At 58.6% G+C, this 23,479-nt stretch carries 21 protein-coding genes; 8 read left to right on the top strand and 13 right to left on the bottom strand.

The window, feature by feature from the left end:
- Positions 1 to 3 precede the first annotated feature (3 nt).
- Positions 4 to 1,050 carry an ornithine cyclodeaminase gene (locus ABJO75_RS11240; RefSeq protein ID WP_348130362.1) on the top strand — a complete coding sequence of 349 codons (1,047 nt, stop codon included), beginning with the start codon at positions 4 to 6 and terminating at the stop codon, positions 1,048 to 1,050.
- A 101-nt stretch (positions 1,051 to 1,151) separates the two neighbouring features.
- On the opposite strand, the gene ABJO75_RS11235 is transcribed toward ABJO75_RS11240, so the two are convergent.
- Positions 1,152 to 1,736 (bottom strand): HNH endonuclease, encoded by a 585-nt coding sequence (locus ABJO75_RS11235; protein WP_348130359.1) that lies wholly within the window; start codon positions 1,734 to 1,736, stop codon positions 1,152 to 1,154.
- 238 nt (positions 1,737 to 1,974) lie between these two features.
- Between ABJO75_RS11235 and ABJO75_RS11230 the strand changes: the two genes are divergently transcribed.
- Together ABJO75_RS11230 and ABJO75_RS11225 are read left to right on the top strand one after the other, a co-directional pair.
- Positions 1,975 to 2,547 (top strand): pseudouridine synthase, encoded by a 573-nt coding sequence (locus ABJO75_RS11230; RefSeq protein ID WP_348130356.1) that lies wholly within the window; start codon positions 1,975 to 1,977, stop codon positions 2,545 to 2,547.
- Between the two features lie 12 nt (positions 2,548 to 2,559).
- On the top strand, positions 2,560 to 2,985 hold the full coding sequence (locus ABJO75_RS11225; RefSeq protein WP_348130353.1) for a VOC family protein: 426 nt from the start codon (positions 2,560 to 2,562) through the stop codon (positions 2,983 to 2,985).
- 7 nt (positions 2,986 to 2,992) lie between these two features.
- On the opposite strand, the gene ABJO75_RS11220 is transcribed toward ABJO75_RS11225, so the two are convergent.
- Together ABJO75_RS11220 and ABJO75_RS11215 are read right to left on the bottom strand one after the other, a co-directional pair.
- Positions 2,993 to 3,292, bottom strand: a complete 300-nt coding sequence (locus ABJO75_RS11220; RefSeq protein WP_348130350.1) for a putative quinol monooxygenase — start codon at positions 3,290 to 3,292, stop codon at positions 2,993 to 2,995.
- A 13-nt stretch (positions 3,293 to 3,305) separates the two neighbouring features.
- Positions 3,306 to 3,971 (bottom strand): alpha/beta fold hydrolase, encoded by a 666-nt coding sequence (locus tag ABJO75_RS11215; RefSeq protein ID WP_348130347.1) that lies wholly within the window; start codon positions 3,969 to 3,971, stop codon positions 3,306 to 3,308.
- A 244-nt stretch (positions 3,972 to 4,215) separates the two neighbouring features.
- Between ABJO75_RS11215 and ABJO75_RS11210 the strand changes: the two genes are divergently transcribed.
- A complete protein-coding gene (locus ABJO75_RS11210) occupies positions 4,216 to 5,475 on the top strand; it encodes a DUF3300 domain-containing protein (protein ID WP_348130344.1) in 1,260 nt (419 codons plus the stop codon).
- Between the two features lie 4 nt (positions 5,476 to 5,479).
- A complete protein-coding gene (locus ABJO75_RS11205) occupies positions 5,480 to 6,379 on the top strand; it encodes a DUF2950 family protein (RefSeq protein WP_348130342.1) in 900 nt (299 codons plus the stop codon).
- 2 nt (positions 6,380 to 6,381) lie between these two features.
- Here ABJO75_RS11205 and ABJO75_RS11200 read toward each other — a convergent pair whose 3' ends face one another.
- Both ABJO75_RS11200 and ABJO75_RS11195 read right to left on the bottom strand, forming a co-directional pair.
- Positions 6,382 to 7,017, bottom strand: coding sequence for a DNA-3-methyladenine glycosylase 2 family protein (locus ABJO75_RS11200; RefSeq protein ID WP_348130339.1), 636 nt, complete (start codon positions 7,015 to 7,017; stop codon positions 6,382 to 6,384).
- Entirely contained in the window at positions 7,014 to 7,769 is a 756-nt protein-coding gene (locus ABJO75_RS11195) for a cobalt-precorrin-6A reductase (protein ID WP_348130336.1), read from the bottom strand. The genes ABJO75_RS11200 and ABJO75_RS11195 overlap by 4 nt, the downstream gene beginning before the upstream one ends.
- Before the next feature lie 75 nt (positions 7,770 to 7,844).
- On the opposite strand from ABJO75_RS11195, the gene ABJO75_RS11190 reads away from it, so the two are divergent.
- Positions 7,845 to 9,059, top strand: a complete 1,215-nt coding sequence (locus tag ABJO75_RS11190; protein ID WP_348130333.1) for an MFS transporter — start codon at positions 7,845 to 7,847, stop codon at positions 9,057 to 9,059.
- A gap of 3 nt (positions 9,060 to 9,062) precedes the next feature.
- Here ABJO75_RS11190 and ABJO75_RS11185 read toward each other — a convergent pair whose 3' ends face one another.
- The 4 genes from ABJO75_RS11185 to cysS form a co-directional block, all read right to left on the bottom strand.
- On the bottom strand, positions 9,063 to 9,818 hold the full coding sequence (locus ABJO75_RS11185; protein WP_348130486.1) for a squalene/phytoene synthase family protein: 756 nt from the start codon (positions 9,816 to 9,818) through the stop codon (positions 9,063 to 9,065).
- A 29-nt stretch (positions 9,819 to 9,847) separates the two neighbouring features.
- Positions 9,848 to 10,561, bottom strand: coding sequence for a class I SAM-dependent methyltransferase (locus ABJO75_RS11180; protein ID WP_348130330.1), 714 nt, complete (start codon positions 10,559 to 10,561; stop codon positions 9,848 to 9,850).
- Positions 10,558 to 12,180: a citramalate synthase gene (gene cimA, locus ABJO75_RS11175; RefSeq protein ID WP_348130327.1), complete on the bottom strand. Its 1,623-nt coding sequence runs from the start codon at positions 12,178 to 12,180 to the stop codon at positions 10,558 to 10,560. The genes ABJO75_RS11180 and cimA overlap by 4 nt, the downstream gene beginning before the upstream one ends.
- Positions 12,181 to 12,307: 127 nt before the next feature.
- Positions 12,308 to 13,693 (bottom strand): cysteine--tRNA ligase, encoded by a 1,386-nt coding sequence (cysS, locus tag ABJO75_RS11170; RefSeq protein WP_348130324.1) that lies wholly within the window; start codon positions 13,691 to 13,693, stop codon positions 12,308 to 12,310.
- 258 nt (positions 13,694 to 13,951) lie between these two features.
- Between cysS and ABJO75_RS11165 the strand changes: the two genes are divergently transcribed.
- Both ABJO75_RS11165 and ABJO75_RS11160 read left to right on the top strand, forming a co-directional pair.
- A complete protein-coding gene (locus ABJO75_RS11165) occupies positions 13,952 to 15,133 on the top strand; it encodes a pyridoxal phosphate-dependent aminotransferase (RefSeq protein ID WP_348130322.1) in 1,182 nt (393 codons plus the stop codon).
- Positions 15,134 to 15,390: 257 nt separating this feature from the next.
- Entirely contained in the window at positions 15,391 to 16,941 is a 1,551-nt protein-coding gene (locus tag ABJO75_RS11160) for a trimethylamine methyltransferase family protein (RefSeq protein ID WP_348130319.1), read from the top strand.
- 66 nt (positions 16,942 to 17,007) lie between these two features.
- Here the strand turns inward: ABJO75_RS11160 and ABJO75_RS11155 are convergent, their stop codons facing one another.
- The 4 genes from ABJO75_RS11155 to ABJO75_RS11140 form a co-directional block, all read right to left on the bottom strand.
- Positions 17,008 to 17,244, bottom strand: coding sequence for a hypothetical protein (locus ABJO75_RS11155; RefSeq protein WP_348130316.1), 237 nt, complete (start codon positions 17,242 to 17,244; stop codon positions 17,008 to 17,010).
- Positions 17,245 to 17,580: 336 nt separating this feature from the next.
- Positions 17,581 to 18,525, bottom strand: a complete 945-nt coding sequence (locus ABJO75_RS11150) for a calcium-binding protein (protein WP_348130314.1) — start codon at positions 18,523 to 18,525, stop codon at positions 17,581 to 17,583.
- Positions 18,526 to 18,993: 468 nt separating this feature from the next.
- A complete protein-coding gene (locus ABJO75_RS11145; RefSeq protein WP_348130311.1) occupies positions 18,994 to 19,308 on the bottom strand; it encodes a hypothetical protein in 315 nt (104 codons plus the stop codon).
- Entirely contained in the window at positions 19,299 to 22,970 is a 3,672-nt protein-coding gene (locus tag ABJO75_RS11140; RefSeq protein ID WP_348130309.1) for a vitamin B12-dependent ribonucleotide reductase, read from the bottom strand. Before ABJO75_RS11140 ends, ABJO75_RS11145 begins: the two co-directional genes overlap by 10 nt.
- Positions 22,971 to 23,479: the final 509 nt, after the last annotated feature.

The raw sequence follows: 23,479 nt of genomic DNA, 5'->3' as shown, positions 1-23,479 counted from the left end.
ACCATGACACAACCGTCCGACAAGGCCCTCGTGCCCTTCGTTTCCGTCGATCACATGATGCAGCTGATCAACCACATTGGCATCGAACCGATGCTGCGCGGGCTGGCCGACTATATCGAATCCGATTTCAAACGCTGGGAACTGTTTGACAAGACCCCCCGCGTCGCCAGCCACTCTGCAGAAGGCGTGATCGAACTCATGCCCACATCGGATGGCGAGGTTTATGGCTTCAAATACGTCAACGGCCACCCCAAGAACACCGCCGAGGGGCTGCAAACCGTCACCGCATTCGGCCTGTTGGCGGACGTGGCATCTGGCTATCCGGTGCTCCTGACCGAAATGACCATTCTGACAGCGATGCGCACCGCCGCGACCAGCGCAATGGTCGCCAAGCACCTTGCCCCCAAGGGTGCGGACACAATGGCTATGATCGGAAACGGCGCGCAATCTGAGTTTCAGACGCTGGCGATGAAGACGATCTGCGGGCTGAAATCCGTGCGCCTCTATGACACCGACGCCGCCGCCACCGCCAAATGCGCCGCCAATCTGGCCGGTCATGATATCGATGTGGTGAAATGTTCGTCGCCAGAGGAGGCCATCGAAGGCGCACAGATCCTGACCACCTGCACCGCAGATAAACAATATGCGACGATCCTGACGGACAACATGGTCGGCGCAGGCGTGCATATTAACGCCATCGGCGGCGACTGTCCGGGCAAGACCGAACTGGCCCCGGCGATCCTGCACCGTTCGGACATCTTTGTCGAATTCCCGCCGCAGACCCGCATCGAAGGTGAAATACAGCAGCTTGATCCGGAACACCCGGTCACCGAATTGTGGCAGGTCATCTCGGGTACGGCCAAGGGCCGCACCTCAGATCGCCAGATCACGCTGTTTGACAGTGTTGGCTTTGCGATCGAAGATTTCTCGGCTCTGCGCTATGTCCGTGACCAGCTGCCTGCAACCGGTCTCTATCATCCGCTTGATCTGCTGGCCGATCCGGACGATCCACGCGACCTCTTTGGCATGGTGCACCGCGCCGCATCTTAATCCTGCTCCAAACCCGACCTTGCGATGCACGCCTGATCGCAAGCGTCACTTTACACGGGCCTGCTGCCGCGCAAGCTTAAACTCTTTGGCGAGCGCGGCGGTCAGGCTTCGAGTTCCGCATCCCAATAGAGAAAATCCATCCAACTGTCGTGCAGGTGATTTGGTGGAAACTTGCGACCCATGTTGCGCAGCTCTTCGGCGCCGGGCTGGCGCGGAGGTTTGCGTAGCGACATGCCAGTCCGATGCAGCGCCTTGGAGCCTTTTTTCAGATTGCAGGGGGAACAGGCCGCGACGACATTTTGCCAACTCGTCACGCCCCCGCTCGCACGTGGCACCACATGGTCAAACGTCAGATCACCCTTGCCGCCGCAGTACTGGCAACGAAATTCATCCCGCAGGAATAAATTAAAGCGCGTGAAGGCCACGCGCTTTTGAGGTTTTACATAGTCCTTCAGCACCACCACCGAAGGTATCCTGAGACTGGTGCTTGGACTGCGCACCACCTCGTCATATTCAGCAACGATATCAACCCGATCCAGCCAGGCCGCCTTGATCGCGTCCTGCCAGCTCCACAAGCTGAGAGGGTAATACGACAAAGGGCGATAATCGGCATTCAGGACCAATGCCGGGTTCTGGCGCAACGCACCAGGTTCTCTTACAAAATCCGTCCTGAATTCAGCGTTCATGGGTGACTCCGTCCTCGCCCTGCTTGCCCATTTCCTGACACCAGAGCGGGGAACCCGCCCCAGCTTTGGCTTGACTATATATCGTGGTTGGCACCTGACAAGTCCTGTTTTTACACAATATGTCGCCGTTCGTCTGATCATATGCTGCAAGTGCAAGGTAACTCTGGTGTGACAGTTATCCACATTGCGTCTTCGCACCATGTTGCACCGGCATGAGCCTGCACGGTAGGACGGCAAAATGACCCGCCTTATACGCTTTAACAAACCCTTTGACGTGCTGTCGCAATTCTCCGATTCTGGCACGCAAGGCAGCCCGCGCCGCACTCTGTCTGACTTTATCGACCTGCCCGGTGTCTACCCTGCCGGGCGACTGGATCGCGACAGCGAAGGTTTGATGCTGCTGACTGACGATGGGCGGTTGCAGGCACGTATCTCCGATCCTCGTCACAAGATGGAGAAAACCTATTGGGCGCAGGTCGAGGGCAATCCAGATGACGATGCGATCGCGGCCCTTTGCGCAGGCGTCACGCTAAAAGACGGACCGACCCGCCCGGCAAAGGCGCGCCGCATTGAGGAACCCGCCGGACTTTGGCCACGCACGCCGCCGATCCGGGTCCGTAAATCGGTGCCCGATTGCTGGATCGAACTTGCCATTTCCGAAGGCCGCAACAGACAGGTTCGGCGTATGACTGCGGCGGTCGGTCATCCGACACTCCGCCTGATCCGTACACGCATCGGGCAATGGACGCTCGACGGTCTGGCCAGCGGCACGTGGGGCGACGCGGACACTGACAGTGGGCCAAGGGCCTGATAGGATGTGCCTATGACCAACCTGCCCCCTGCCCCTACACCCGGCGCGATCCTTGAAACCGCGCTCTATGTGGACGATCTGGATGCGGCCACCGGCTTTTACCAAGGGCTACTGGGGCTTGAAGCTTTCCAGACGGTTCCAGGCCGGCATGTGTTTTTCCGCATCGGCAAGGCCGTGCTGCTTGTGTTCAACCCGGATGCAACCGAGCAACCCACGCAAAATCCACGTCTGCCCGTCCCCCCGCACGGCGCACGCGGGCCGGGACACGTGTGCTTCGCCATGCCGCGCGACCAGATCGACGCGATGCGCGCCCGTTTGATTGCAGCCGGAATTGAGGTGGACACAGAGTTCGACTGGCCCAACGGCGCCCATTCGCTCTATGTGCGCGACCCGGCAGGCAATTCAGTCGAATTCGCGGAGCCTTGGTTGTGGGAGTGATCACCCGTTAGAGCGATTTCTTTTCGCCCGCCTGAAACTTTACCACGTCCCGTGAAATCACGCCGATTTCGCCGAGAGCCTCGCGAAACGCCATCATATGCGGCGCGTTGGAATGCGCCTCCAAAGCCGCATCATCCGACCATTCCTCATAGACGCGAAACCGGTGCGGTGCTTCGATCTGCTGCGAAAACTCGTAAACGTAGCACCCCGTTTCCTTTCGAGTTTCTTCCATCATCTTGACGGCTGCAACCTGTGCAGAACTGATGCGGTCAGGATTGACTTCGATGATGCCAGTAACGATCAGCATGGCGGTTCCTCCTCTAAAGGCTCAGTTTGTCACGCATGAAGGCCAGCGCCACGCTCAGCCCGTCGGGCGCGATGCCGTGGGCGGTGCCCTTCATCACATGGGCATAGACATCCTGCCAACCGGCCTCTTGCAGGGCCTCGGCTGCCTCGGGCAAAGATTGAGGCGGCACGACATCATCCTGATCGCCATGCACCAGCAGGATCGGCGGGCGCACAACCACATCATCCGCAAGCGTTTCAGGCGACAACAGACGGCCCGAAAACCCGACGATCCCCGCGACAGCATCCTCTCGGCGCGGCCCGACATACAGCGCCATCATGGTGCCTTGGGAAAAGCCGAACAGAACCACCTGTTCGGGCAGAACGTCTTCGTCCACCATCAGAGCATCAAGAAAGGCATTCAGATCATCGACCGCCGCCGTCATGCCACGCATCGCTTCCTCTTCGCTTGATCCGTCGATCCACGGGATTGGAAACCATTGATAGGCGTTTGGCATACCCTCAATCGTTTCCGGCGCATCCGGCGCAACAAACAGCGTATCAGGCAGATGTTCCCCCAAAGGATCGGCCAGCCCCAGCAAATCGGCCCCATTGGCCCCGTAACCATGCAGGAACACAACAACCGATCGTGTGGTGCCCGAAAGCGGCTCTTTCCGGCCAGCAGTCAATACGCGCGTCATGAAACCCTCTATCCAGTTTTCCGCAAGCTGCAGCGCAAAGGCGTATACAAGACCTGCATTTGCATGTTTCTGGCATGCGGGTTCATGAGTGACAAGGCAATTGACGATCCGCCATCGGACCGCGGTCAGGCAGCCACCAGCACGGGGACAAATTGTGCAAAAAATACTCCAGATTGAATTTAAGGTCTGGATTGTGCGCCTGAGGTGCGCGACGGTATTCGCGAACGAAGACGGGGGGATGGCCGTGAAACGACTGACGCACTACCTGACAATCGGAATGCTTCTGACCGGAGTGCCAATGGCGCAGGCTCAGAGCGACGATGCTTCGGAGGCGACTGCAACTGATGCGCTGTTGACGCAGGCAGAGATCGAAACGCTGGTCGCGCCGGTCGCCTTATATCCGGATACGCTCCTGATGCAGATCCTTGTCGCATCGACCTATCCGCTCGAAGTCATCAAGGCCGACAATCTTCTTACCAACAACGCCGGCTCTGACAGCGCAACACTGGAAAGCGCCATTGATGCCGAGGGGTATGATCCCAGCGTCGGAGTGCTCGCCACTGCGTTTCCGGATGTGATTTCGGACATGGCCGAACATGTGGAATGGACCGAAGCCATGGGCGACGCGATGCTGGCCCAAAGCGACGATGTCATGACCGGCATTCAGACGATGCGGCAGCAAGCCATCGACTCAGGCGCCTTGATCAGCGGTGCGGCGCAGACCGTCGAGGTCAATGACGAGGACGAGGTCATCATCCAGCCGACCGATCCCGAAGTCGTCTATGTCCCGCAATATGACACACAAGTCGTGTATGCCGACAATGACGATGCGGTGGGCGACGCGTTGATGGCCGGCGCCATCGCCTTTGGCACCTATGCGGTGATGGATTCGATCTTCGACAATGATGACCCTTGGAACGATTATTGGGGCTGCCGTAACTGCGGCGGGTGGGGTGGAAATCCGATCATCCGCAACCCCGATATTGATATCGATGTCGATGGCAATGTGAACATCGGCAACAACGTCGATCTTGGCGACCGAGAGTGGAAACCGGACGACAAGCGCAGGCAGGACGCAAAGGACAAGATCGCCGACCGCAAAGGCCCCGGCGGCGCAACCACCCTGCCGATCAACAAAGGCAACAGCCGCGGCGATGCCATGCGCGCCAATCTCGCGCAGAAATCCGGTGCTGCCGATATCAGCCGTCCGGGCGCTGCCGGCAAACTGCCAGAGCTCAATCGACCATCGGCGCGGCCTGCAAATGTCAAACATGACGCCATTGCCAAGACCCGACCCGGCGCTGGCAAATCGCCGGTCAACCGTCCCGCAGCCAAGAAACCGGCAGTCAAGAAACCGGCGGCCAAAAAGCCAGCGGGCGGTGGCCACAAGATCACCAGCAAGGCACCGCGCAAATCATCAGCCATGCAGAAACGCGCCCCATCACACAAGGCCCGTGCGGCCTCGCATCGGGGCGGCGGTGGCGGCCATAGAGGGCGGAGATAAGACCATGAAACGATTTCTTTTTCCGAGCCTTGCCGCAGTCATGGCTTCTGTTACGCCCGTCTTCGCGGACCCTGCGAACTACGCCACGCCGCATGATGCCTTTATGGCGTTGATTGATGCCGCGTCTGCGCAGGACCGTGACGCGGTGCTGACGGTTTTCGGCCCCGAAAACGAGGACCTGATTTCGACCGGAAACGCCGCCGAGGATCAGCGAAACCGGCAGGAAATCCTGCAGATGTACCGCGAAGGCTATCGCATGGAGCCGCAGGATGATGGAGAGATCGTCATTGCCCTGGGCACCGATAGCTGGCCGTTCCCTGTCCCTCTTGCCCGGACCGAAGCGGGCTGGGCCTTTGATGCAGAGGCCGGTCGCGCCGAAGTTCAGAACCGTGAAATTGGCGGCAATGAATTGGAGATCATCGACCTGATGGATGCCTATGGCGACGTTCAGGCCGCGTTCCGGTTGGTGGATCAAAACGGCGATGGGGTCATGGAATTTGCCCGCCGCATCATCTCGGATGCCGACGCGCGTGACGGGCTGTTCTGGCCCGGCCCCGACAGCCCGATCGGCGCGGATATGGCGCGGGCCGCCGCTGACGGTTTCAGCGATGGTGAGATCGATTTCGACCCCGACCCCTATCAGGGCTACTATTTCCGTATCCTGACCGGTCAGACCGATGCGGCACCGGGCGGCGCGATGGAGTATGTCGTCAACGGCCACATGCTGGCCGGGCATGCCCTGCTTGCAGTTCCGTCCGCCTATGGCGAAACTGGAATCCACAGCTTTATGGTGTCGGAAAATGGGATCATTCTTGAGGCCGATCTTGGGCGCGAAACGCTTGATATCGCAGCTGATATGACCCTGTACGACCCCGGCGAAGCCTGGTCACCAATAACCGAATAACGTCAATCGGATATGCCCTTTTTACTGGTCGCGACCCGGTAATACGCCCACAGAATGCGCGCCGCGACCGAGCGCCAAGGTGACCACGCCTCTGCCATCTCACGCAGAGCGCGGTCCTTTGGGCGGTCCGGCAGATCATAGAGAATGCGGGCCGCTTCCTGCAGGGCAAGGTCGCCCGGAGCAAAGACATCGGCGCGACCGAGACTGAACATCGCATAGATTTCCGCCGTCCATGCCCCAATACCCGATACTTGCGTCAATGCTGTAATCACCTCTTGCGAAGGGACCGTTCGCAAGGCGGCATAGTCGATATCAGCCTCTGCCAATGCCCGCGCATATCGCATCTTTTGTCGGCTCAACCCGACCGCACGCAGAGCGTCATCATCCGCAGCGTGTATCCCTGCCGGATCGGCCAATCCTGCTTCCTCCATTCGGGCCCAGATCGCGCTCGCCGACGCAACGCTGACTTGCTGGCTGACAATGGCACTCAACAATTGCGCAAATCCGTCCGGTCGCAATCGCAGTGGCAATGGCCCGGTTTCGTCCAGAGCCGCCGCCAAACGCTCATCACATTCCGCCAGCCAAACGGCGCCTTCCCTGACACAGTCATCGCCGACGATGATCCGACCAACGCTCACAATCCATCCACCCAGCTCAAGGCCTCCTGAACCGTGACCGCCCGCAATACATCGGGTTGCGGCGGCCGGGCGATCAGGATCACCGGCAACCCAAGCGATCGGGCCGCGATCAGTTTGGTCTTGCTTGGATCACCACCACTGTTCTTGACGACCAGCACATCTATCTCCAGTTCGCTCAGCGTTTCAATTTCTTCTGCGACGGAAAACGGCCCTGCCCCAGTCACATAGCAGACGTTCTTCAGGTTTGCAGGCGGAGTGCGCTCCTCCAGTTGCCGCACAAAGAAACGGGCGTTGCACTGCGTGACCAGATGCTCCAATGTTGCGCGCCCGGTTGTCGTAAAGACCCGCTGCCCTGGTCGCAGATGGGATGCGACCGCGCGTTCATCGGCCACTTCGGTCCAGCGATCACCCTGTTCCGGGGCCCAAGGCGGGCGCAACATCTGGACAAGGGGTATCGCCAGTCGCGCACAGACCCGCGCAGCACTTGCGCTGATCTGGTGGGCAAACGGATGGGTGGCGTCGATTACCGCATCAATCTGCTCTGCCATCATGTAACGGGCCATGCCATCCTCGCCACCAAACCGCCCGTACCGCGTCGGCACCGGCAGCGGGCCAAAGCTGCGCGGTGGGAAAAGGTATGATCCCGTCACCTTCCAATCCGGACGATCCATAAGCTCCGCCGCGAGATCCCGCGCCTCTCCTGATCCGGCCAGAAGCAGCAGATTTCGGCGATGTTTTGGTGGTGCATCCATGGCTCTGACAGTATCCCCACCACTCGCATGTGCAAGCCGCTTGTGCCTGCCGGGTTTGGGCGCTAACCGGACAGAATGACTGACCAATTCGACGATAAGCGCGCCCGCCGCAACGTCTGGGTGCTGGTGGCCGCGCAGGCTTTTCTGGGCGCGCAGATGCCGATGATCTTTACCATCGGCGGGCTGGCGGGTCAGTCGCTTGCCTCAAACGTCTGCCTTGCCACGCTGCCAATCTCGCTAATCGTCCTTGGTTCCATGCTGTCGGCGACCCCGGTATCGGCCATCATGCAGAAATTTGGACGCCGCGCGGGGTTCTTTCTTGGTGCGTTCGGCGGTGCGGTTGGCGGGGCTGTCGGGGCCTATGGTCTTTATTTGGGCTCGTTCCCTATCTTCCTTATAGGGAGCTTCATCACCGGGCTATACATGAGCGCACAGGGCTTTTACCGCTTTGCCGCCGCCGACACGGCCTCTGACGCTTTCCGGCCCAAGGCGATTTCCTATGTCATGGCGGGCGGTCTGGTGTCGGCTGTGATCGGCCCGCAATTGGTCAAAGCCACCAGCCAGGCCTTTGTGATCCCATTTCTTGGCACCTATGTCGCTGTCATTGCGGTGAACGTGATCGGCGCATTCCTGTTCTTCCTGATCGACATCCCGAAACCCGCCGCACCCAGTGCCGACACACCGCGCGGCCGCAGCCGGTGGGAATTGATCACCACTCCGCGCATCGCGGTGGCTGTGATTTGCGCCATGGTATCCTATGCCTTGATGAACCTTGTGATGACCTCGACCCCTTTGGCGGTGGTCGGTTGCGGCTTCACCGAAGGCGACGCCGCCGACGTGGTGTCGTTTCACGTCCTTGCAATGTTTGCGCCGTCCTTCTTTACCGGCCACCTGATCGCCCGTTTCGGAGTGGAACGGATCGTCGCGCTCGGGCTTTTGATCCTTGCCAGTGCGGGGGCCGTTGCGCTGAGCGGCGTGGAGCTTGAGAACTTCTTTGTCGCGCTGGTCCTGTTGGGCCTTGGTTGGAACTTTGGATTCATCGGTGCGACCACAATGCTAGCAGGTGCACATGAACCACAGGAACGGGGCCGGATGCAGGGCCTGAACGATTTGTTGGTCTTTGGCGGTGTCACCGTCGCGTCATTGGCATCGGGCGGGTTGATGAACTGCTCCGGGGGCAGCGCCGTTGAAGGCTGGACAGCCGTCAACATGGCAATGGTCCCACTCTTGTGTCTCGCAGGCGGGGCTTTGCTGTGGCTGGTTCTGCAACCCAAGGAACAGAAGGTCTGACGCCTACCAACGCCCGGTCGCTGACCGCAACATAAGGCCTAACCGCTTACGCGCTTCGCTGGTCCCCAGCGTGCCGTAGGCCACGTGTTCCGGATGTGCAGCGGCCTGTATCAGGATACTTTCTGCCTGCCACCCGGCGAGCAATGCTCCACCGGCCTCCTTGCTGATCTCGGATCGCCGCTTGCGCGCATTGGTCAGCCGTGCCAGCCCTTGTTTCGCCAATGCGCGCACTCCATCGGCAGTCCCATCCAGCAGCGGCACACGCCGGTTTGCCTCAAGTTCAGGGATAGCGCGGAACCAATTCGCAAGCCCTGACGCAAAGGCAAAATCGCGGACAACACCTTCGTCCGCATCGCCCAGAGTCCGCGCAGTCAGCCACATGAGCGTGCCAGAAGTCTGGTCGATATACCGCTCGAAATGGTCGTTGTCTTCGAACGGATCGCGGTAGATGTCCCAACGGCGCACTGCGATCATCTCATCCGCCAGTGCGGCAAGCTCCGGCGACAGAGCCTCGGACAGCGGCGTCACCACTTCATGGCGGCGCACCACCCCGCCAGCTGCAATTTCGGCCAGCGCATCGCGCCACCATTGCAGGCGCATCTCGGCAATCATTGCCTCTTGCGTCACCCAGGGCGCGCGGGCGACCTCGACATTCATTGCATATAGCGGAAACAACACCCGCCGCGACGCGACCGGTGCCGCCATCGCAGCCATGAAGCGATCCGGATCTCCCCGCTGCACCAGCGCGCCACACGCCATGAGATCGTCGGAAAATTTGTCGGGCGCAGTCACCGTGGCCGCACCAGGATCAACGCATAAGCAATCCGGTCCTGCGCCGATTGCCACAGTGCAATCTCTCGTTCGGTTGCGGCAACGGCCTCGCGCAAATCCGGGTCGTGTTCGGCGTGCAACGCAGCGACATGCGCCGCCAACGGCGTGTAGTACCGCTGCCAAGGTGCGCCGATGATCAGCCGATGATCCACCACATCGTAACCGGCCGTTTCTACGCGAGCATTGATCCCGTCCAAATCCGTAATCGCCGGATATTCCTCCCAGAATGCCGCAACAGTTTCATCCGCAGGGGCCAACAATACCGGTTCGGAAAACGCCACGGCCCCACCCGGCGTTAAGGCCGTGCGCCAGCCGCGTAACCCTTCAGTCACTCCGAGAAAATAGAGCGCGCCTGCGCACCAGATCAGGTCATAGGACCCGTCGAGCTGCGCCATGTCACTCTGCAGGACGTTGACATTGGGTAGCGCATTACAGCGTGCCTGCGCCTCTTTCGCCAGATGCGGCAATTGTTCGATCGTCGTGATCTGCGCTTCTGGCAACATGCTTGCCAACGTCACCGTATCCGCGCCTGAACCACAGCCTGCGTCACAGACCGAACTCGGCTTTGGCACGCCAAGCTGATCGATCACCCAAGCCACATCAGCCGGCTCGCCCGGTCCCTCGCGATCCAGCCCCGTATAGATCCGCGCCAGAATCTCTTCTTCGGTCACGCGCCAGCCCCGCAATCCCGCACCAGCTTCCAGCGGATGGCATCCAGCAGAGCCTCGAAACTGGCGTCGACGATGTTCGGGCTGACACCCACCGTCGACCAGCGCCGGCCCTTGCCATCTTCGCTGTCAATGATCACGCGGGTAACAGCTTCGGTGCCGCCTTGCGTAATGCGGACCTTGAAATCGACCAACCGCATATCCTCAAGCACCCACGAATACTGGCCCAAATCCTTGGCCAGCGCCTTGCTCAGCGCGTTCACCGGCCCCCGGTCGCTGCCATCCTCGTCCAGCGATTCACTCACCGACAGCAGCTTCTGCCCATCAACCTTCACCACCACAACGGCCTCGGACAGGCTGATCATGTTGTTGTACTTGTTCTTGCGCCGCTCGACCGTGACCTTGTAGCGCTTGACCTCAAAGAACTCCGGCAGCCTCCCAAGCGCTTCACGCGCCAACAATTCAAAACTCGCCTGCGCGGTGTCGTAAGAATAGCCCTGATCCTCGCGCTGTTTGATCCGCTCAAGGATCAAACCAAGCGCTGGATCGCCCTTTTCAACCGTCAGCCCGGCTTCGGCCAGCCGCTTGCGCAGGTTCGATTGCCCTGCCTGATTGGACATCGGCACGATCCGCTGATTGCCCACGAGCTCCGGTACGACATGTTCATATGTTCCAGGGTCCTTCAGGATCGCACTGGCGTGCAGACCCGCCTTATGGGCAAAGGCGCTGGCCCCGACATAAGGCGATTGCCGCATCGGCACCCGGTTCAGGATATCGTCGAGCATTCGACTCGTCCGGGTCAGCCCGGCCAGCGCCTCGTGGCTTACGCCGGTTTCGAACTTGCTGGCATAGGGTTCCTTGAGCAGTAATGTCGGGATCAGAGAGGTCAGGTTGGCATTGCCACAACGTTCGCCCAGACCGTTCAACGTCCCCTGAACCTGCCGCGCGCCGGCCTCGATCGCGGCCAGCGAACAGGCGACGGCGTTTTCGGTATCATTATGGGTGTGAATGCCCAGCCGGTCGCCGGGTATCCCTGCGGCGATCACCTCGGTGACGATCCGTCCGACTTCGGATGGCAGGGCGCCGCCATTGGTATCACACAGCACGATCCAACGCGCACCAGCCTCCAGTGCCGCGAGGCAGCAGGCCAGTGCATAGTCCGGGTTGTCCTTGTAGCCGTCAAAGAAATGCTCGGCATCATAAAGCGCCTCACGCCCCTGCCCGACGATATGCGCAATCGACGCGGCGATGTTGGCAAGATTTTCTTCAAGCGTGATCCCGAGCGCGGTTGTAACGTGATAGTCATGCGATTTGCCTACGAGGCAAACTGTATCGGTTTCTGCATTCATCACAGCGGCAAGAACATCGTCGTTCTCCGCCGACCGCCCCGCGCGTTTCGTCATGCCAAAAGCTGCCAGCCTTGCCCGCGTTTTCGGAGCCTCGTCAAAGAATGCGCTGTCTGTGGGATTGGCACCGGGCCAGCCGCCCTCGATGTAGTCCACGCCCAGATCGTCCAGTGCTTTGGCGATTTGCACCTTTTCGGCCGTCGAGAATTGCACACCCTGGGTCTGCTGCCCATCGCGCAGGGTAGTGTCGTAGAGATAGAGGCGTTCTTTGGTCATAAGACTCGCTCGCGACAAACGACCCGGACGGGCCAGCGGCCCGGCCAGCGCCCGTCCCTCCCCCCGGGAGAGCGCTTTGCACCCACCCAAGGACGGGCGCTAGCCTTAGTCTGGGATGGAAAGGAATTCATTGTAGTTCCTCCAATTTGGAGGGCGCAAAATCAGATGTTACCGAAAACTCCGAGATACCTTTTGAACTACGTACTTGCACACCTGCCGCCGTCAGCTGAGCTCGCAATTCATCTGCTGCAGCATAGTTCTTTTCTTCACGGAATCTGTCCAATTCGGAAACCAATGATTGAATACGGCGTGACACCTCCTCTGATGGGATCAGATCGAAGAACCATTTTCCTGTGAATCCCAAGAATCGCAACGAAGCAGACAGTTCCTCGTACGCGTGCAGCTTCGCTAAATCTCGAAGAATTTTGAGCACTTCGGGAGTGTTCAGGTCGTCGCTCAAAGCAGCCGAAATATCTTTCACGGGTTCACTGCTATTGCCCTTCATGAAGTCGGGAAACCTATACCAACGCGCTAGTTCTTCCATCGCGCTCTTAGCGGTAGTTTCAGTCCAATCCATCGGCTTTCGGTAGTGAGTGCCGAGAAAAACAAAGCGGATTACCTCTCCGGGTACTTTCCACCCCCCGCTCCAGTTCCCATCAATCAAATCCCGCACGGTAAAGAAGTTGCCCAGCGATTTGGACATCTTCTTGCCTTCGACCTGCAACATCTCGTTGTGCATCCAGACCTTAGCGAATTCGCCTTCTGGGTGGGCGCAGCAACTTTGGGCGATCTCGTTTTCATGGTGCGGGAACATCAGGTCGTTGCCGCCGCCGTGGATATCAAAACTCTCGCCCAGCAATTCGTATGCCATGGCGGAGCATTCAATGTGCCAGCCAGGACGGCCCCGGCCCCACGGCGATTCCCAACCGGGCAAATCCGGCGACGACGGCTTCCAAAGCACGAAATCCATCGGGTTTTTCTTGTAGGGTGCGACTTCGACTCGCGCGCCGGCGATCATGTCGTCAACCGAACGGCCCGACAGATTGCCATAGTGTTCGCGCCAGCTGTCCACGGCAAACAGCACATGGCCCTCAGCCTCATAAGCATGTCCCTTGGCGATCAAGTCTTCGATCATCGTCACCATCTGCGGAATGAACTGCGTTGCGCGCGGCATGTGGTTGGGTTCAAGCGCGCCAAGTGCCGCCATGTCATCCAGAAACCACTGCGTGGTTTCCGCCGTGATCTCGCCAATCGACCGGCCACTTTCGGCGGCACGGGCGTTGATCTTGTCATCCACGTCGGTGAAGTTGCGCACATAGGTCACGTGATCCGCGCCATAGGTGTACCGCAAGAGACGGTACAGCACGTCGAACACCACAACCGGGCGCGCGTTGCCCAGATGCGCCCGGTCATAAACCGTGGGTCCGCAGACATACATCCGCACGTTGTCGGGGTCGATGGGGGCAAACACCTCTTTCTTACGGGTCTTGGTGTTGTGCAGCTTGATCGTCATGGCAAAATCCTCACGCAGGCAGCGCGGGCTTAGCAACTTGGTCAGTAGAAGAAAATGACAGAAACCGGCCCGCTTGAAAGATCAGCAGGGAATGCAGCAAATAATGGTGCAGATGCGGTTCATGCGATGACCTTAGCACAGGAGCCATGCCTTGGCCAAGCTCCTTTATCGCAATGGCAATCGCGCGAGCACACGCATCGCATTGACAAAACCGGGCGACTCTGACCCTCTCGCGCAAATTCAGCGACGGAGATCGACATGCACCTGTCCCAACGTATCACAAACATCACTGGCGGCGGATCCGACGGCTGGGATCTGTTCAATCGGGCACGGGCGATGATCGCCAATGGCACATCGGTGACGGAACTGACGATTGGCGAGCATGACATCCCGACCCATCCCAGCATTCTTGAGGCCATGCACAAGGCCGCCCTTGGCGGGCATACCGGCTATGCTGCGGTTCCTGGTACGGACGAGCTGCGCGAAACGGTTGCCGCACGGATACAGGCACAGACCGGGGTCGCGACCACCGCCGCCAACGTGATGATCACGCCGGGTGGGCAAGCGGCGCTGTTCGCCAGCCATACGGCGGTTTGTGACGATGGTGATGTGGCGCTGTATATTGACCCGTATTACGCCACCTACCCCGGCACCATTCGCGGCGTCGGGGCCGTGCCGCGTCCCGTTGCTGCACGTGCCGAAAACGCGTTTCAACCCCGCGCCGAGGATATTGATGCCGCTGCTGTCGGGGCGGCGTCGCTGCTCATTAACTCGCCCAACAACCCGACCGGCGTAATCTATGGCGAGGACACGCTCAGCCGGATTGCAGAGGTCTGCCAACGCCACGACATGTGGCTGATTTCGGACGAGGTTTATGACACGCAGGTTTGGGAAGGCAGCCACCTGTCCCCGCGCGCCCTGCCAGATATGGCTGACCGGACGCTGGTTGTCGGATCCATGTCAAAATCCTTTGCCATGACCGGATCGCGCTGTGGCTGGATCGTTGGCCCGGAAAGCGCCATTGACCATCTCATCACCCTTGCGATCCACACCACTTATGGCGTGCCGGGATACATTCAGGACGCATCCGTTTTTGCGCTTACACAAGGCGACGCACTGGAAAGAGAAGTGGCCACGCCATTCCGCAGGCGACGGGCTATCGCGCAGGATATTCTTGCCAGGCAAAACTCTGTTGGCCTGATTCCTGCGCAGGGGGCGATGTATCTGATGCTTGATGTTCGCGCTACCGGAATGACTGGAGAAGCCTTTGCCGAAGCCCTGCTGGATGCGCATCACATTGCGGTCATGCCGGGTGAAAGCTTTGGCGCGGCGGCGGCGGGCCATGTCCGCGTGGCGATGACCATCGAGGATCGCGCCTTTGCCACTTCGCTCGCGACCCTTTGTGAATTCGCTGAAACACGGGCCAGTCAGACCGCGTAATCTGCGCCGCAAACCCTCTGCGAATTCACCGGGATCTGCGCCCTGCCCCGGGAAAATGCGTCACCTGCGTCGCAAACAGGACAGATTCGTCGCCAGACAGCGTCACACTCGATAGCCAAGAGGAGACGCGATGCAGGCTGAAGAGAGCAAAATCAGGCTGATCTCCCGCACCATCGGTGCGGATCGCGGTCGTGCGGCACGCGGGAGACCGTACGGCGTCTGAAGCGCCCTCTTCCTCTCGCAACATGAGTGTCCCCATGAAAGATAATTCTACCTCTTCTGCTCCCTGTCGCAGCGGCGGACGTGCCGCGCGTCGTGCCTCGCGCAACGCTCCGCTTGCCGATCATCTCAGACCGATCCGTGCAGGAATGCCCGGTGGTACCTACAAACCGCTTAGCGACGCAGATATGCAGCGCATACACGAAACAGCGCTTGATGCTCTGGAGCAGATCGGTCTGGCCGATGCCCCCGAAAGCGGGGTCCGGTATCTGACCGGTGCCGGTGCGATCCTCGGTGACGACGGCCGAATCCGGTTTCCCCGCGCGCTGGTCGAAGACACCATTGATAAGGCAAACCGGTCGGTGACCCTGATGGGGCGCAGCCCTGCGCATGACCTGACCCTGTCCGGTTCGCGCGTGCATTTCGGCACGGCGGGCGCGGCGGTTCACATGGTCGATGTTGATGGGCGGAACTATCGCGAAAGCACCGTGCAGGATTTGCATGATGCTGCGCGCATCGCGGATCAACTCGGCAACATCCATTTTCTCCAGCGCCCTATGGTCTGCCGTGACATCGTCGACAACCTCGAGATGGATCTGAACTCGATCTACGCTTGTTGCTCCGGCACCACCAAACATGTCGGCATGTCCTTCAGTGACCCGACACATGTCGCTCCGGGGCTAGAATTGCTGCACATGATTGCGGGTGGTGAGGAAACGTGGCGAGAACGGCCATTTGTCAGCAATTCCAACTGCTTTGTCGTGCCACCGATGAAATTCGCAACCGAAAGCTGCGAGACGATGGAAAGATGTATTGAAGGCGGCATGCCGGTTCTGTTGCTGTCGGCGGGCATGGCAGGCGCAACCGCACCCTCGACCATCGCAGGTGCCATCGTGCAGGCGGTCGCCGAATGTCTGGCCGGGCTGGTCTACGTCAATGCTGTCAAACCCGGACATCCGGCCATTTTCGGAACCTGGCCTTTTGGCCTTGATCTGCGCAGCGGCGCGATGACGGGCGGGTCTGGCGAGCAGGCACTGCTGACCGCTGGCTGCGCCCAGATGCACCAGTTCTATGGCGTTCCCGGCGGTGCTGCGGCCGGGATCAGTGACTCAAAGCTCCCTGATATGCAGGCGGGATGGGAGCAGATGTGCTCCAATGTGATGGCGGGGTTGTCAGGTTTGAACATGGTCTACGAGGCGGCGGGGATGCATGCCTCGTTGCTCGGCTTCTGCCATGAATCAATGATCCTGGGGGATGATATCATCGGGCAGGCCCTGCGTTGCGTGCGCGGCATAGAAGTAAACGATGACACGCTGGCGCTGGAACAGATCCGGTCGGTTTGTATCGGTGGCCCCGGCCACTATCTCGGCACCGACGAGACACTCGGACGGATGCAGACAGACCATGTTTATCCTGCGCTTGGCGACCGTACGTCCCCAAAGGAATGGGATGAACGTGGCAAACCGGATCTGCTGAAACGGGCAACGGCGCGCAAGGACGAGATTCTGTCCCAAAGCGCTACGGCGCGTTTTGATCCGTTGAAAGACGCGAAAATTCGGGAGCGATTTAACATTCACTTATCCGCGTAATAAATTGCATCATAAAGAAAAAACGCCCGGCACTTCAGGCCGGGCGTTTGCAATTTTCGAGGTACCTTAGCCTTGGGTTTTGGGCATCAAGCCCGCGTCCTGTGCGGCCACCGACTCGGCATCATCTAATGCGCCATCGGAATTCAGATCCATCGCGGAGAAGCTTTCGACCGTGATCTCCGGATATACCGCCTGAACCTCGTCCAGTGTCAGCATGCCATCGCCGTTCGCGTCGATTTCGGTGGCCGCGAAGGCCATTGCGGGAAGGCTGACGGCAAGGGCTGCAAGTGCTTTGAGTTTCATAGTCTGTTACTCCTCATGTGTCGTATGGGTTTCTTGTTCTGTCCGTGAGTGGTGGACAGCCCCTACAGACACCCGCAGCGACCGGCTGTCACCCGACAACGCCAAGTCCGCCCCAAGCACGCCAGAGATTGCCGGAATGCCCGCTATGGATGGGCAAGAAGTTGCAGTCGCGCGCATGGCAAGCCTTGCTCGGCGGTTCCCGACCTATGTAGTGGTCGAAAACCGGCAAGCCATTGCTTGCAAAGAGCCATTTTCGCAATCAGCGGGAACCGGCCACGTCCAATACGACGAGTCAGTGCAGCGCTGATGCTCGCGCCTATTGGCGAGGCGTCGTCCTCAGAATAGGAAATCGGCCGCGTCAAGATCCGCCAGGTTGACGTTTTCAAGCGTGATGATGGTCTTGTCCGTATCATCGATCACGACATTGGCGCCGTCCTGGCTGATGTGGTTGTTCATCAGGTCATTGAAGGTCTTGATCCGGGTCACGGCCGTCAGATCGATTTGTTCATTGTCGTTGGTCGCATCGAAATCCCGTACGGCGTCATTGCCGTATTTGTTGGCAAACACAAAAACATCATCCCCCGCACCGCCATGCAAGACGTCATCCCCTTTGCCGCTGTCCAACCGATCATTGTCGTTCTGCCCAAAGAGCCGGTCGCGGCCGATTCCCCCGATCAGGATGTCATCGCCGTCTCCGCCCTTGATGTTGTCCTTGCCCGCGCCGCCGCTGAGCGTGTCATTGCCCTGGTTGCCAGACAGCTTGTCATTGCCATCACCGGTGAACAGATCGTCGTTTCCCCGCCCCCCCAGAAAATTGTCATCGCCCAAGGTATTGAGCAAAGCTCCATCACCGATCGTTGATCCTTCGGGGAAAACATCATCCAGATCACCTAGGGTCAGGTCCCATGCGCGGCCCATGATGTAGTTTTCAATGGCAAACGGGTCGGCGCCTGAGAGGTCAGCAAGGCGCAACGCTGCGAATGTTACCATATCAAGATCGACATTCGTGATTGTCATCGTCTCGACGACCGTCTGGAATTCGACAGTGTCGATCGTTCCGGTTGCAATATAGGTCAAGCCGCCGGGAGTGACTGCGGAGCTAAAGCCGCTACCATAGGCGGTGTAGGTGGATACTTCGCTTTGATATGTCCCACTGCCCGTGAATTGCGTGGATGTGAACCGGGTGCCAAGCACCGCCTCTTCGGCAATAAAATTAACGATCTGAAGCGTATCATCAACCGTGAAATGGGTATCTTCGGGCAGGACGATGGTAAAGGGCATGAGTGCTTTCCTTGCGATAAGTTGTTTTGGCTCGATGAGGAAAAGGTAGCACTCGTGCGTAACTGGTTTGCGCGGATTTAGCCAATTCCGCGAACTATCATACGTTAAAGTCTCCCCATGATTGAGTCACGCTGGTAATGCCGCAATCCTCGGCAAATCGAAAAACAAACTGTTCTTGAAATGGAAAAAACGGGGGCCAATTGACCCCCGTTGAGTTTCGCCGTTCAGGCTCATCTAGTTTACCGCCCGGTGTTTTTTTGCCTGCGGCCTGAACGTCGCCAAGAGCGAGCGCACCCGCCCCTTGTCCCTTGGAAATCCGCCGGATTTCCTAAGAGAGAGACAAAGCGGAAACCGAAGGTTTCTGCGGAGTCTCACCCCTTTGCCGTTTCAGACGGGCCGCCCATCGGCCCATCCCATGTGTTTCGTCGAGGTCCCGTCACTGTTTCGCAGCCCTGCGACCCCTACGCGTCATTTCTGACGCGATCTCGTAAGCCTCAACTTTGCGACTTGAAACATGAAGCTGTTCCAGCTCAGGTTGACCAAACTTCCGTTTCCAGACTTGCTCCACTGGACCTCGATCGGTTCGCCATCCATCGTTTGGATTTCCTCGATATTGTCGCCAGTCAAACCTGTCGCACCCAATTCCTCCAGATTTACAAGGAAACGTCCTCTTCCATAGAAATCATCGGGCTCGGCTACTATCTTCTGTCCGGAGTTGGTCACAACTACACAAGGAAAGGTAGTTACCGATACGCCGTTCATATCGACTGTCTTTAGCTGCATCCCGAAGTCCCACCGCAGGTGTTGCACTTCATGCAAGTCCCGTTGCGCACCAGCGTATAGTTGCCGCATTCGCCACAGGCCTCGCCTTCGTAGCCCTGCATCTTGGCCTTTGTCCGTGCATCCAGCGATACGGTGCCGGTCGAAACGGAAGTTGTGGTTGCCACAACTCCGGCCGACACTTCAGGCACCAGTGTTTGCAGCGTTTGTGCCGCATCCGCCGAAACCGCCAGCGCCGTCGCGCCCATATTCGCGCCTCCCTGCAGAACCACGAGCTCCTGAGGCAGACGTTTGCGAAGATAGCCGGTCGAGCTGATCTGCTTCAGCACTTCCAGCGATTTGCTCGCCGCGGTTTCGCTGAGTTCGCTGACGTTGGAGACACCTTCTTCTTCGCCACGCCCCAGATCATCGAACGTCGCCCCTTCTGGTTTTACATGCGCCAGATCGGTCCGGTCGAGGTAAGACACGGCGAGTTCGCGGAACACGTAGTCGAGAATCGAGGTTGCGTTCTTGATGCTGTCATTGCCCTGCACCATGCCGGCAGGTTCGAATTTGGTGAAGGTAAAGGCGTCGACGAATTCTTCCAGCGGCACCCCGTATTGCAGGCCAACTGAAACCGCGATGGCAAAGTTGTTCATCATCGCCCGGAACCCGGCACCTTCTTTATGCATATCGATAAAGATTTCGCCGAGATTTCCGTCTTCGTATTCGCCGGTCCGCAGATAGACCTTGTGTCCACCGACAATGGCTTTTTGCGTATAGCCCTTGCGTCTTTGTGGCATCTTTTCGCGGTGCGATTTGATGATTTCCTTGACCACGACCTTTTCGATGATCTTTTCGGCAATCACAGTCGCCTTTTCATGCGGCGTTCCGCTTTCCAGCGTGTCTGCAGCGTCGTCATCATCTTCGACCAGCGCAGACGCCAACGGTTGCGACAGCTTGGAGCCATCACGGTAAAGCGCGTTGGCTTTGACGCCCAAGGACCAGCTCAGCTCGTATGCCTTTTGACAATCCTCGATGCTGGCATCGTTCGGCATGTTGATCGTTTTGCTGATCGCCCCCGAGATAAAGCTTTGCGCAGCGGCCATCATGGTGATGTGGCTGTTGACCGACAGATAACGCTTGCCCTTCTTGCCGCAGGGATTGGCACAATCGAAGATGCCATAGTGCTCCTCGCGCAAGAACGGAGCGCCTTCCAGCGTCATGGTCCCACAAACGTGGTCATTCGCCAGTTCAACGTCTTTCTTGCTAAAGCCGAGGTGGCGCAGCAGGTCAAACGATGGATCGTTGAGCTTGGCCGCAGGGATTCCCAGCACGTTCTGGCAGAACTCTTCGCCCAGGGTCCACTGGTTGAACACGAACCGGATATCAAACGCACTGGCCAGCGCCGCGTCGACCTTGGCCAGTTCGTTGGCGCCAAAGCCATGCCCCGCGAGCGTGGTGTGGTTGATAGCGGGTGCATTGCCGATGGTGCCGTGACCCACAGCGTAGGATACGATTTCCTCGATCTGCGCAGAGCCATAGCCCAGCTTTTCAAGTGCCGCTGGAACCGATTGGTTGATGATCTTGAAATAACCACCGCCTGCCAGTTTCTTGAACTTGACCAGTGCAAAGTCCGGCTCGATCCCGGTGGTGTCGCAATCCATGACTAGCCCGATTGTTCCGGTCGGCGCGATTACCGTGGATTGCGCATTGCGATAGCCGTGCTTTTGACCAAGGCTCAGCGCCTCATCCCAGGCAGATTTTGCCAGATCGACCAACCGCGTATCGGGACAGTTGCCGTGATCCAGCGGTACCGGTTTGACCGCCAGCTTCTCGTAGCCTTCGGTCGCGCCGTAGGCCGCATTGCGGTGGTTACGGATCACCCGCAGCATATGATCGCTGTTGCGCTCGTAACCCGCGAATGGACCCAATTCGCCCGCCATCTCGGCACTGGTGGCATAGGCAACACCGGTCATGATCGCGGTCAGGGCGCCACAAAGTGCACGGCCTTCGTCGCTGTCATAGCTGTAGCCCATGTTCATCAACAGACCGCCGATATTGGCATAGCCAAGACCCAGCGTGCGGAAATCATAGGACAGTTGCGCGATTTCCTTGGACGGGAACTGTGCCATCATCACGCTGATTTCCAGCGTCACGGTCCAGAGACGCGAGGCATGCATGTAATCTTCAGCCTGAAACTCGCCATCCTTGAGGAAAGTCAGCAGGTTCATAGACGCCAAGTTGCAGGCCGTGTCATCCAGGAACATGTATTCGGAGCAAGGGTTCGATCCGCGGATTTCGCCATCTTCCGGGCAGGTGTGCCATTCGTTGACAGTGTCGTGGTATTGGATGCCTGGATCGGCACAGGCCCATGCCGCGTGGCCAACCTGCTCCCACAGATCACGCGCCCGGATGGTTTTGCCAACGCTGCCATCAACACGGTTGATCAGCTGCCAATCCGCATCCTTTTCAACAGCGGTCAGAAACGCGTTGGTGACCCGGATCGAGTTGTTGCTGTTCTGGCCTGAAACGCTGTTATAGGCTTCGGAATCCCAATCTGTATCATAGGTCGGGAATTCGATGCTTGTGTGACCCTGCCGCGCATAATCCAGCACCCGCTTGATGTAGGTCTCAGGGATCATGTTGCGCTTGGCGTCGCGAACCGCTTCCTTGAGCGCCGCGTTTACTGTCGGGTCAAAGGCATCCGCCTCGGCCCCGTCCCAAACACGGATGGCTTCAAAGATGCCGTTCAGCTTTTTCTCGTGCATTTTCGAACCGGCCACGATGCTGGCGACCTTTTGCTCTTCCAGCACCTTCCAGTTGATGAAATCTTCGATATCCGGATGATCGGCGTCGACGATCACCATCTTGGCCGCGCGACGTGTGGTGCCGCCGGACTTGATGGCACCTGCCGCCCGGTCGCCGATTTTCAGGAAACCCATGAGGCCGCTTGATTTTCCGCCGCCCGACAGGCTTTCGCCCTCGCCACGCAGATGGCTGAAATTGGTGCCCGTGCCACTGCCATATTTGAAAAGCCGCGCCTCGCGCACCCATAGGTCCATGATGCCGCCTTCGTTGACGAGGTCATCCTGTACCCCCTGAATAAAGCAGGCATGTGGCTGCGGGTGCTCATAGCTGGATTTGGATTTGGTCAGCTTGCCGGTCTTGTGATCGACATAGTGATGGCCCTGCGCCGGTCCGTCGATGCCATAGGCCCAGTGCAGACCGGTGTTGAACCATTGCGGGCTGTTGGGCGCTGCCTTTTGTGTTGCCAGCATGAATCGCATTTCGTCGTAATAGGCGCGCGCATCATCTTCGGAGCTGAAGTATCCACCCTTCCAGCCCCAATAGGCCCACGCGCCTGCCAGGCGATCAAATACCTGTTTGGAAGATGTTTCACCGCCCATCTCGACATCATCGCCATCGGGAACCGACCGCCACAAGAATTCGGGCACGTTCTTTTCACGTACCTTTTTCAACCGGCTTGGCACACCGGCCTTGCGGAAATATTTCTGGGCGATCACATCACTTGCGACCTGGCTCCAGCTTGAGGGGACCTCGACATCATCCAGACGAAACACAATTGTTCCGTCCGGATTGCGGATTTCCGAAGTCGCCGAAATAAAATCGAGCGCGGCATAAGCGTCCTGGCCGGCTGTGGTGAATTTGCGTTCAATCTTCATGTGCGCTGCCTCTGTCTTCCAGCTATTTTTCAAAGCCCTGTTTCAGGCCCGCGCCGGATTTTCCGACGCCATTTTTGGTGTGCCCGCAGCACGAGGCAAAACAGTACCGGCCCCTTGCAGAGCAAGAGAGACATCGGCGTGCGCGCCGTGACGTACCAGTGGTGCTTTACCGTCCCAACCTTGTCAGAGCCTCTGGCTATTCCTACCAGATTTAGTGGCTCAGCGGCCAGTTCATACAATTTGACGTATCTGACCGCATATGGTCAACGCAATTATTCGACAAATTGGGACTCTTTTTTGTTGACCTCGCAAACCCGGTTTTGCGTTCGCAAGAGCGAGGCGATTCATCCACAAAAGGTTAACGCAGGTGCAACCTCGGGACGCTCGGGAGGCCACAGCAAGAATTTGCCTGTTTCAACGGGCTTTGGCGTGTCATGTTAAGAAATGGGTTTGCCTTTTGCCGCGCTGCGGCACTAGGGACATCACGAGTTATGCACCGAGTCTGACCT

The organism is Sedimentitalea sp. (assembly GCF_039973035.1).
GTDB lineage: Bacteria > Pseudomonadota > Alphaproteobacteria > Rhodobacterales > Rhodobacteraceae > Sedimentitalea.
This window is presented reverse-complemented; position numbering and strand designations above follow the sequence as displayed.

What these genes read in the sequence shown, in the direction of transcription:
- ABJO75_RS11240 (WP_348130362.1), top strand. Translation starts at nt 4, where the DNA reads ATGACACAACCGTCCGACAAGGCCCTCGTGCCCTTCGTTTCCGTCGAT.
- ABJO75_RS11235 (WP_348130359.1), bottom strand. Translation starts at nt 1,736, where the DNA reads ATGAACGCTGAATTCAGGACGGATTTTGTAAGAGAACCTGGTGCGTTG.
- ABJO75_RS11230 (WP_348130356.1), top strand. Translation starts at nt 1,975, where the DNA reads ATGACCCGCCTTATACGCTTTAACAAACCCTTTGACGTGCTGTCGCAA.
- ABJO75_RS11225 (WP_348130353.1), top strand. Translation starts at nt 2,560, where the DNA reads ATGACCAACCTGCCCCCTGCCCCTACACCCGGCGCGATCCTTGAAACC.
- ABJO75_RS11220 (WP_348130350.1), bottom strand. Translation starts at nt 3,292, where the DNA reads ATGCTGATCGTTACTGGCATCATCGAAGTCAATCCTGACCGCATCAGT.
- ABJO75_RS11215 (WP_348130347.1), bottom strand. Translation starts at nt 3,971, where the DNA reads ATGACGCGCGTATTGACTGCTGGCCGGAAAGAGCCGCTTTCGGGCACC.
- ABJO75_RS11205 (WP_348130342.1), top strand. Translation starts at nt 5,480, where the DNA reads ATGAAACGATTTCTTTTTCCGAGCCTTGCCGCAGTCATGGCTTCTGTT.
- ABJO75_RS11195 (WP_348130336.1), bottom strand. Translation starts at nt 7,769, where the DNA reads ATGGATGCACCACCAAAACATCGCCGAAATCTGCTGCTTCTGGCCGGA.
- ABJO75_RS11190 (WP_348130333.1), top strand. Translation starts at nt 7,845, where the DNA reads ATGACTGACCAATTCGACGATAAGCGCGCCCGCCGCAACGTCTGGGTG.
- ABJO75_RS11185 (WP_348130486.1), bottom strand. Translation starts at nt 9,818, where the DNA reads ATGGCGTGTGGCGCGCTGGTGCAGCGGGGAGATCCGGATCGCTTCATG.
- cimA (WP_348130327.1), bottom strand. Translation starts at nt 12,180, where the DNA reads ATGACCAAAGAACGCCTCTATCTCTACGACACTACCCTGCGCGATGGG.
- cysS (WP_348130324.1), bottom strand. Translation starts at nt 13,693, where the DNA reads ATGACGATCAAGCTGCACAACACCAAGACCCGTAAGAAAGAGGTGTTT.
- ABJO75_RS11165 (WP_348130322.1), top strand. Translation starts at nt 13,952, where the DNA reads ATGCACCTGTCCCAACGTATCACAAACATCACTGGCGGCGGATCCGAC.
- ABJO75_RS11160 (WP_348130319.1), top strand. Translation starts at nt 15,391, where the DNA reads ATGAAAGATAATTCTACCTCTTCTGCTCCCTGTCGCAGCGGCGGACGT.
- ABJO75_RS11155 (WP_348130316.1), bottom strand. Translation starts at nt 17,244, where the DNA reads ATGAAACTCAAAGCACTTGCAGCCCTTGCCGTCAGCCTTCCCGCAATG.
- ABJO75_RS11150 (WP_348130314.1), bottom strand. Translation starts at nt 18,525, where the DNA reads ATGCCCTTTACCATCGTCCTGCCCGAAGATACCCATTTCACGGTTGAT.
- ABJO75_RS11145 (WP_348130311.1), bottom strand. Translation starts at nt 19,308, where the DNA reads ATGCAGCTAAAGACAGTCGATATGAACGGCGTATCGGTAACTACCTTT.
- ABJO75_RS11140 (WP_348130309.1), bottom strand. Translation starts at nt 22,970, where the DNA reads ATGAAGATTGAACGCAAATTCACCACAGCCGGCCAGGACGCTTATGCC.